Annotated in this window: 8 protein-coding genes; 4 read left to right on the forward strand and 4 right to left on the reverse strand. The window is 73.0% G+C overall.

Annotated features, from left to right (window positions below; translation table 11 throughout):
• Positions 1-4: 4 nt before the first annotated feature.
• Both AB0C22_RS07335 and AB0C22_RS07340 read right to left on the reverse strand, forming a co-directional pair.
• Positions 5-997, reverse strand: a complete 993-nt coding sequence (locus AB0C22_RS07335; protein WP_219460603.1) for a Gfo/Idh/MocA family oxidoreductase — start codon at positions 995-997, stop codon at positions 5-7.
• Positions 998-1,158: 161 nt separating this feature from the next.
• On the reverse strand, positions 1,159-2,070 hold the full coding sequence (locus AB0C22_RS07340; protein ID WP_219460600.1) for a trypsin-like serine protease: 912 nt from the start codon (positions 2,068-2,070) through the stop codon (positions 1,159-1,161).
• A gap of 185 nt (positions 2,071-2,255) precedes the next feature.
• Here AB0C22_RS07340 and AB0C22_RS07345 point away from each other — a divergent pair, with 185 nt between their 5' ends.
• Positions 2,256-2,915 (forward strand): response regulator transcription factor, encoded by a 660-nt coding sequence (locus AB0C22_RS07345; RefSeq protein ID WP_219460596.1) that lies wholly within the window; start codon positions 2,256-2,258, stop codon positions 2,913-2,915.
• Positions 2,912-4,027: a HAMP domain-containing sensor histidine kinase gene (locus AB0C22_RS07350; protein ID WP_219460593.1), complete on the forward strand. Its 1,116-nt coding sequence runs from the start codon at positions 2,912-2,914 to the stop codon at positions 4,025-4,027. The genes AB0C22_RS07345 and AB0C22_RS07350 overlap by 4 nt, the downstream gene beginning before the upstream one ends.
• 36 nt (positions 4,028-4,063) lie before the next feature.
• Here AB0C22_RS07350 and AB0C22_RS07355 read toward each other — a convergent pair whose 3' ends face one another.
• Together AB0C22_RS07355 and AB0C22_RS07360 are read right to left on the reverse strand one after the other, a co-directional pair.
• Entirely contained in the window at positions 4,064-5,605 is a 1,542-nt protein-coding gene (locus AB0C22_RS07355) for an RICIN domain-containing protein (protein ID WP_357534008.1), read from the reverse strand.
• A gap of 477 nt (positions 5,606-6,082) precedes the next feature.
• Positions 6,083-6,553: a septum formation initiator gene (locus AB0C22_RS07360; protein ID WP_219460588.1), complete on the reverse strand. Its 471-nt coding sequence runs from the start codon at positions 6,551-6,553 to the stop codon at positions 6,083-6,085.
• Between the two features lie 196 nt (positions 6,554-6,749).
• Here AB0C22_RS07360 and AB0C22_RS07365 point away from each other — a divergent pair, with 196 nt between their 5' ends.
• Positions 6,750-8,051 carry a HAMP domain-containing sensor histidine kinase gene (locus AB0C22_RS07365; RefSeq protein WP_357534010.1) on the forward strand — a complete coding sequence of 434 codons (1,302 nt, stop codon included), beginning with the start codon at positions 6,750-6,752 and terminating at the stop codon, positions 8,049-8,051.
• 76 nt (positions 8,052-8,127) lie between these two features.
• Complete coding sequence (locus AB0C22_RS07370; RefSeq protein ID WP_357534012.1) at positions 8,128-8,628, forward strand: PepSY domain-containing protein; 501 nt, start codon at positions 8,128-8,130, stop codon at positions 8,626-8,628.
• Positions 8,629-8,719: the final 91 nt, after the last annotated feature.

Here is an 8,719-nt window from a genome sequence, read left to right on the forward strand (position 1 = left end):
CCTCTCAGCTGCCGGGCGGCGGCGACACCGGGCCGCCGGCCAGGGCCGCCTCGATGTCCTCGACGACGGCGACGGCGGCCCGGCCCTCCTCACCGCTGACCGGCGTCGGTCCGCCGCTCAGCGCGGCGTCGACGAAGGCCGCCAACTCGGTACGCAGGTTGTAGGCGCCGCCGCCGTCGCGACTGGGCCAGAAGTACGTGTCCATGAAGCTGGCCACACCGTCGCGGCGGGCGTACATCAGGTCGTTGTGGGATAGGTTCATCTCGAGGATGCCGTGCTCGCCCACGATCCGCAGGCCGGCGTCGGCCCGCGACGGCCGGGAGTGCGGCAGCGTCCAGTTGTTCTCCATCGTGCCGATGGCGCCGTCGTCGAATCGGATCGTGGCGTGCACGACGTCGTGGCTGGGCGACAGCACCTTGCGGCCGACGGCTCCGGTGACCTCGACCTCCCGGCCGGTCACGAAGCGGAGCAGGTCGGCGTCGTGGATGCCGAGGAACCAGGCGACCGAGGTACGGTCCCAGATCCCCTCGCCGACCGCCTGCGAGGTGCACCGCCACACCTTGACGTGCCAGATGTCGCCGAGTTCGCCGGACCGCACCACCTCCCGCAGCCGCAGCACCCGGGGGTCGAAGCGCAGCACCTGGCCGATCATCAGCGCGTCGGGGTCGGGCCGGCCGGCGATGATCCGGTCACAACCGGCGCTGGACAGCGCCATCGGCTTCTCCAGCAGCACCCGCTTGCCCGCCGCGAGCGCGGCGAGGGTCGCGTCCTCGTGCAGGTGGTCCGGCGTGCAGATGCTGACCGCGTCGACCGCGTCGAGGAGGTCGCCGAGGTCGGGGACGGCCCGGACGCCGAGGTGCGTCTCGGCCCAGTCCCGGTTGCGCGGCGAGATGTCGGCGACCGCGACCAGTTCGGCCTGCGGCACGTCGCGCAACGCGCGGGCGTGCAACTGCCCCTGGACCCCGATCCCGACGACACCGATCTTTAAGCGGTCCACACCCGGCTCCCACTGTTACATACCACCGAAAGCTAGGTGTGTACCTAGCTGCGATAGTTGTACACCTGCGGGGCAGGCCGCGCAAGGCTCGAATTCGCCCCTGCACTCGGCTCCGACCTGCGGGATTGCGGAATCCGCCCGTACCGCATCGAGGTCGACGACTACCGCACCCGGCCGGGCCGCCGCCCTACCCGGTCGACGCCGCGCCCGGCCCGCGCCGGCACCGGTGCCGTCCGGCGACGGCGGCGCGTCACCAGCGCCACCGGGAGCAGCAGGAGCGCCAGGACCGCGCCGACACCCACCGGCACCCAGCGGGAAGGCCGGTTGGCCGGGTCGGTCGTGTCGGTGATCCAGTCCCGGAGAGTGTCGGTACGGGCGCTGAAGTCGGGTCCCGGATGCGGGCATCCCGGGCCGGTGCTGACCACCGCCACCAGGACGGCAGTGCCGTCCGCCCGCTCCCGGAAGTAGGGTCCACCGGAATCGTGCGGGCACGGGCTGGTGTCCGCCCGGGGCCGCCGGCCGGAGGTCTCGATGACGTCGGCACCCACCCGGCCGACGGTGAACTGCCCGGTCTGGAGCCGGTCCGCCGGGGCCGGCCCGTCTGCCGTGGTCAGGCCGTAGCCGGTCAGCCGGACGACCTCACCCGGCACCGGCGGCGTGTCACCGATCCGCAGCGGCGCGACGCCGGTGATCGGGGTGCCCAACTCGACGAGGGCCACGTCGGCGGCGTCCGACTGGCGGACCGCGATGGCCTCGGCCTGGTGGCCGGCCCGACTGTCGAGGGTCGTCCGGCCGACCGTGACCAGGGTCCGGCGGGCCACGACCCGGCTGACGCGTTGCCCGCCGGGGCTGCGGAAGCAGTGCCCGGCGGTGATCACCCAGCGGGGCGCGACCAACGCGCCGGAGCACCAACTGTCCCGGGTGCCGCCACCGGCAACCGGCAGGTCGACCATGGTCAGCCGCACCGAGAACCGGTACGCGCCGTCGGCCGCGTCCTCACCGTGGGCGATCGCCGCCGCCGGCCGGACACCGACGGGGGCGAGGGTGAGCGCGGTGGCGGCCAGCGCGACCATGACACAATTCGTGGCGAGTCGGAGCAAGGTGTCACCAACCTGTGCGATCGGGAGCAGGAACTGCTCCGATGCTGAGGGGCCAGCCGTGGGTGCCGCGTCAGCGGCACCCTTATCGGTTCTTTATCCGGCGGGTGTCAGCCTTGCCGACGGTCCCGGACACCCTGGAACGAGCGGCGGGAGACGTAGTGCGGGTGCTGATGGCTGACGACGAGCGGGTGCTGGCCGACATGGTGGCCGAAGGGCTACGCCGGTTGTCCATGGCCGTCGACGTGGTCTACGACGGCGACAGCGCCCTGGAACGGCTCGCGGTCAACCGCTACGACGTGGCCGTGCTCGACCGGGACATGCCCGGCCATACCGGTGACGACGTGTGCCGGTGGATCGCCGGCTCCGGCACCGGGACCCGGGTGCTGCTGCTGACCGCCGCGGCCGGCATCCGCCAGCGGGTCGAGGGTCTCGGCCTGGGCGCGGACGACTACCTGACCAAACCGTTCGCCTTCGCCGAACTCGCCGCCCGGTTGCAGGCGCTGTCGCGACGCTCGACGCCGGCGCTGCCCCCGGTGCTGGAGCAGGACGGCATCGTGCTGGACGTCACCCGGCACACCGCCTCCCGCGACGGGCTGCCGCTCTCGCTGTCCCCCAAGGAGTACGCCGTGCTGCACGTGCTGATGCGCGCCGCTGGCCGGGTGGTCAGCGCCGAGGACCTGCTGGAGCAGGCCTGGGACGAGCACACCGACCCGTTCACCAACACGGTACGGACCACCGTGATGACGCTGCGCCGCAAGCTCGGCGACCCGCCGGTGATCCACACCATCCCCCGCGTCGGCTACCGGCTCGGCGCATGAGGTTCCCCTCCCCGGCCCGGCGGATGCTCCTGGCCTTCGGGGTGCTCCTGCTCGCCGCCCCGTTGGTCACGCCGGCCGCCGACCTGCTGCTGTCACTGTGGCGGGAGTTCGGCCCGTCCTGGTGCGCCAGGCCCGCGTGGCAGGCGCCGGACGGTGACGCCTCGTTCGCCTGCGTGCAGGTGTTCCGGCGGCCCCGCATTCCCCAGGCGATCGCCCTGACGGTCGTGCTGCTGAGCATGCTGGCGGCCTGCTACCCGGCCGCCCGCTGGTGCCTGCGTCCGCTGCGGGACCTGGTCCCGGTGATCGCCAACGTCGGCCCGCAGAATCTGGGGCACCGGCTGAAGCCCGGCCCGGGCCGCGACGAACTGGCCGTCCTGGGCCGCACCATCGACGAGATGATGGACCGGATCGCGGTGGGTTACGAGGCCCAGCGCCGGTTCGCCGCCGACGCGTCACACGAGTTGCGGACCCCGCTCGCCGTCCAGCGCACCCTGATCGAGGTCGGCATGGCCCGCAGCCTCAACGACGACCAGCTCGCGCTGCTCACCGCGCAACTGCTGGAGACCAACGAACGCAACGAACGCCTGATCGAGGGGCTGCTGGTGCTCAGCGAGAGCGACCGTGGCCTGCTGACCCGTACCCCGTTGCGGCTCGACCGGATCGTCACCACGGTGCTCGACGCCCACCGGGCCCGGGCCGACGGGGCCGACGTCACGATCACCAGCCAACTGAGCCCACGGCTGGTCGTGGGCGAGCAGGTGCTGCTGGAGCGGCTGGTCGCCAACCTGGTGCAGAACGGCGTGAAGTACAACCGGCCCGGCGGGACCCTGGAGGTCCGGGTGGGCACGGAGCCCGCGCTGGTCGTCGAGAACACCGGCGACGACGTGCCACCGGACGAGGTCGCCGCCCTGTTCGAGCCGTTCCGGCGCAGGTCCGGTGTCCGCATCGACCACAGCGGCGGCGCGGGCCTCGGCCTGTCGATCGCCCGCTCGATCACCCGGGCCCACGAGGGCATCATCACCGCGTCCGCCCGTGGCGGGGACGGGCTGCGGGTGCAGGTCTCGTTCCCCACGGTGGACGACGGCCCGGGGGCCGGACCGGCCGACGGCTGAGCCGCCCGCCCGGTTCCGACCCCCGGCGTCACGTCGTCAGACGGTGGTGCGGGACCACTGCTGGTTGGCGCCGGTGTTGCAGGTGTACTGCTTGAGCACCTGGCCGTCGGCGGTTGACGAGGCCGGCACGTCCACGCACTTGTTGCTGTGCCGGGCCCGGAGCTGGAAGTAGCTGCCGTTGGTGACCATCTGGAACTGCTGGTTGGTGCCACTGCCGCAGGTGTACTGGATGAGTTCGGCACCGTCGGCCGTGGAGGCGCTGGTCACGTCGAGGCACTTTCCGCTGTGCCGGCTGACCAGCCGCCACCAGCCGCTGCCCGCGTCGACGAACTGCCACTGCTGCCAGGCGTTGCCGGCGTAGGTGTACTGGCCGACCCGCGCGCCGTTGTCGGTGTTGGGCTGCTGCACGTCCATGGCCTTGCCGCTGTGCCGCACGGTGACCCGGTAGTACGTCCCGGTGCTCGGGGGCGGCGTCGTGGGGCCACCGCCGACGGCGTCACCCCACCCGTAGCGGACCCGGTCGGCGCCGGAGGGGTTGCGGACGGTCAGGTTGAGGTCGGTGCCGGTGCCGGTGAGCGCGTACATCGAGTACCAGTCGTAGCCGATGGTGCCGGGCTTGCCACCGAGGGCGGGCCAGTAGGTGCCGCCCATCTGGTTGTCCCGCATCACCTGGGCCATCGCCCGGATGTAGCGCACGAAGTTGTCGGTGCTGTTCGCGTCGGCGTAGTTGCGGCCGTCGTTCATCGGCGCGCCGTACTCGGTCGCGACCGCGCGGGAGGCGCAGTTGCCCAGGCGGGCCTGAATGTGACCGAGGAAGGCGTCGTAGGTCATCGCGCCGTAGAAGAAGGCGTAGTAGTGGAAGGAGAGCAGCGTGGCGTTGAAGCGGCTGTCGTTGCAGATGTCCCGCAGGTCCTGGCTGAAGCCGGTGCCACCGATCAGCACCCGGCCGGGCGGTGCCGAGGGGTGGGAGCTGAGCCAGTTCGCCGCGACGTTGCGCCAGTCCGCCGAGCTGTAACCGTGCGGTTCGTTCATCGGCTCGAAGTAGACGTTGGGGTTGGTGCCGTAGATGTTGGTCACCGTGGTCCACATCGCGTTCCACGCGGCGAGGTTGGTGATCCGGCCGCCAGAGGCCGCGCCGTCCTCCCAGTAGGCCAGGATGACCTTGAACCCCCGGGCGGTGGCCGCGTCGATGGCCCCCCGGTACGCCTCCCACCACGCCGTTCCCACCGTGTGGGTGTTGACGGGCAGCCGCACGGTGTTGATCCCCATGGTGGCGGCCATGTCGTCGTAGAGGGCGTTGGCCTTGGCGCGTACCGTCGCGTTGCTGTCGGATGCGCTGAGACCCTGCACGACGAGCGGGCCGGTGCTGAAGTTGTCCCCCAGCACGGCCCAGTTCATGCCCCGGAACGCACTGGTGGCGGCGGTGGCCGGCGACGACGCGACCACCACCCCGCCGACCAGCGCGGTCGCCGCGGCCAGCAGCGCGACCAGCAGCCGACGTGGCGACCGGACACGGCGGGACGGTGCAGGGACGTCGCCGGCACGCGCCGGGGTCCGGGGCAGGAATTGGTCGATCACGTGACCTGGCCTCTCTGGGGTCGGACCACGGACGGGGTCGTCCGGGTGGCCTCGGCAACGGACAACGACGGGAGACCTCCGGTCGGGCCGACGGTCGCCCCCACCCGTGGCACGACACCGGTGCGACCGACCACCCCCGCTCCCCGGGCCGCCCCACACCGGGGCCGCCCGCGGTGGTCGACCGGGCCCACGGTTGCCGCCGGGGCCGGACACCGCCGTTACGAGTCGCCCGCATGTTAGCGTTAACATAGCGGCGGGCGGGTCCGTCCCGGGAACTCCCGACCCCGGTCTGGGTGACGTGCCGAACGAGCAGTTCCAGAGCACTTCGCGGGAGTGCCGCCGAAGTATCCTGGTTGTTACGTGCGCATTGCAGACCAGTGTTAGCGATCGCATCAGGAGTGTCAAGGCATCGACGATGCTCGCCGTGTCGACGGGTCGAACCGACCTGACCGTGCGCCTGCCCGGCCCGCAGGGCCGTCAGTCACCGCCCCCCGGGCGGGCCACCGGCTCGCCGCCGATGCAGCCGACCTTCACCTCGAACTCCCCAGCCGGGCCGGCGAAGGTCACCTCCGCGTCGTCGTCCGGCCCCCGGTCCACGTCCTTGACCCGGTAGTCCTGGGCCGGCGCCCAGGAGACCAGCCGCACGTCGGCCCCCACGCACTCGGCGACCGCCGTACCCCCCGGGGTAGAGAAGCTGCGGCGCAGGCCGGGCGTCGAGGAGGCCGCGGCCGACGACGGCCCGGGACCCGCCGGGCCCGGCGACGCGGTGGCCGGCGTCGCCGGGGCCGGCGCCGCCAACGCCCGCTCGACCTCGGCCTGGCTGCGCACCCCACCGGGCGTGCCGGTGATGCTCTCGCCGACCAACCGGATCGCGGCCACCCCGATCAGGGTGGCGAGCACGGCGGCGGCCAGCCAGCCGGCGGTGGCGAGGAACGCGCGACGACCCATGCCCCGACTATGCCGGATCGGCCGCCAAGCCCCGCACGGCGCGAGGATAAACGAGGGTTAACGAGTGACCCGGCCGCCGGCGGACCGGCTAGCCTGCCAAGCTGTGGTGCACCTGCCCCACCCGGCGCGGTGGCCGTGAGCAGGCTCGCCCGCCCCTGCGGCGGGGCCGCCGGGGTGCGGCCGGACAGGAGGACGGATGAGACGGCGGTTGGCGCTCCTGGTCGCGGCGACCACCTGCCTGACCCTGGTCGCCTTCCTGGTGCCGCTGGCCCTGCTGGTGCGCACGGTCGCCGAGGACCGGGCCACCGTCCGGGCCACCGCCGACGTGCAGGGGCTGGTGCCGGTGGTCGGCACCGCCGACACCGCGACGATCCGGTTGACCGTCGAGCAGCTCACCGCCGAGTCGGGTCGACCGGTCAGCGTCTACCTGCCCGACGGCACGGTGCTCGGCGCGCAGGAACCGCGTACCCCCGCGGTGGCCCTCGCCGCCCGGGGCCAGAGCCTCACCGCGGAGCTGGACGGCGGTCGGGAGATCGTAATCGCGGTGCAGGGCCGACCCGACGGCACCGGGGTGATCCGCACCGTGGTGCCCCGGGCCGACGTCACTGCCGGGGTGGCCCGCGCCTGGCTGGTGCTGGCCGCGCTCGGCATCGTGCTCGTGCTGCTCGGCCTCGCCGTCGCCGACCGGCTGGCCCGCACCCTGGTCCGGCCGATCACCGAACTCTCCTCGGTCTCGCACCGGCTGGCCAACGCCGAGCTGACCGCCCGCGCCGAACCGGCCGGCCCACCGGAACTGCGCGAGGTCGCCGGTGCGCTCAACCACCTGGCCGCCCGGATCCAGGTGCTGCTGCGCGAGGAACGCGAGCAGGTGGCCGACCTGTCGCACCGGTTGCGTACGCCGCTGACCGCGCTCCGGCTGGAGGCGGAGTCGCTGCGCGACCCGGACGACGCGGCCCGGGTGGCGGCGGCCGTGGACGGGTTGGAGCGGGCGGTCACCGGCCTGATCCGGCAGGCCCGCTGGCGCAGCGTCCCCGACGACACCGGCCCCGGCACGGTCACCGCCGACGCCGCCGCGATCGTGGGCGAACGGGTCGCCTTCTGGTCGGTGCTCGCCGAGGACACCGGCCGCACGGTCACCCTCGACCTGGCGGCCGGACCGTTGCCGGTCGGGGTGCCCGCCGACGAGCTGGCCGCAGCCGTGGACGCCCTGCTGGGCAACGTCTTCGCGCACACCCCGGACGGCACCGGGTTCACCGTCCGGTTGACCCGGGAGGCCGCCGGCGCCGCCCTGACCGTCGCCGACGCGGGACCGGGGATCCCGGCCGGCTTGATCGAGCGGGGTGCCAGCCGGGCCGGGTCGACCGGTCTCGGGCTGGACATCGCCCGCCGCGCCGCGCAGGCCAGCGGCGGACAGCTCGACCTGGGTGGTGGCGCGGCGGGCGGCGCGGTCGTGACACTCCGGCTCGGACCGCCCGGGTCGTCCTTAACCGGAGCTTAGGGTCGGCACAGCGCGCCGCTATCCACCGCCGGGGCACGCTCACTGCAACAACCGAGAAACCCCGGAGGTACGCACCATGAAGCGCACATCCCTGCTCCTGGCGGCCGCGGGCGGCGCCGTCGTCCTCGCCGTCACCGGCACGGCGCTCGGCGTGTCCGCCGCGGAACGGGCACCGGTCGCCACGCCCACCGCCGAGACGACCGCTCCCGCCCCGGTCGACCCGAGTGCCACCGCCTCCACGCCCGGCACGCCCGGTGGCACGCCGACGACCGGTTCGCCGGCTCCCGGTGGCAGCACCGCCCCGACCACCGACGACGCGGTCAGCCAGCAGCGTGCCGGCGAGATCGCCCTGGCCAAGGTGGGCGCTGGTCAGATCACCGAGATCGAGCGGGAGCAGGAGGAGGGCCGCCCGGTGTGGAGCGTGGAGATCATCAACGGCGACACCGAGCACGAAGTCGAGGTCGACCGGGAGAACGGCGCCGTCGTCAAGTCCGAGCAGGAGAAGGCGGACGACGACGACAGGTCCGGCAAGGACGACGACGACGATGACGACTCGGACGACGGTGACGACGACTGACTGTGAGCATGGCGGGGTCGGTTCATCAGTGGTGAGCTGATGGTCGGCAGTAGCAGGTGTGACCCTTCGCCTGACTGGTTTCGTGCCTTCG

Source organism: Micromonospora sp. NPDC048894, from assembly GCF_040649765.1.
Lineage (GTDB): Bacteria > Actinomycetota > Actinomycetes > Mycobacteriales > Micromonosporaceae > Micromonospora > Micromonospora antibiotica.

Coding starts and splice junctions, on each gene's coding strand:
- AB0C22_RS07360 (WP_219460588.1), bottom strand. CDS start 6,553: ATGGGTCGTCGCGCGTTCCTCGCCACCGCCGGCTGGCTGGCCGCCGCC.
- AB0C22_RS07340 (WP_219460600.1), bottom strand. CDS start 2,070: ATGGTCGCGCTGGCCGCCACCGCGCTCACCCTCGCCCCCGTCGGTGTC.
- AB0C22_RS07350 (WP_219460593.1), top strand. CDS start 2,912: ATGAGGTTCCCCTCCCCGGCCCGGCGGATGCTCCTGGCCTTCGGGGTG.
- AB0C22_RS07365 (WP_357534010.1), top strand. CDS start 6,750: ATGAGACGGCGGTTGGCGCTCCTGGTCGCGGCGACCACCTGCCTGACC.
- AB0C22_RS07370 (WP_357534012.1), top strand. CDS start 8,128: ATGAAGCGCACATCCCTGCTCCTGGCGGCCGCGGGCGGCGCCGTCGTC.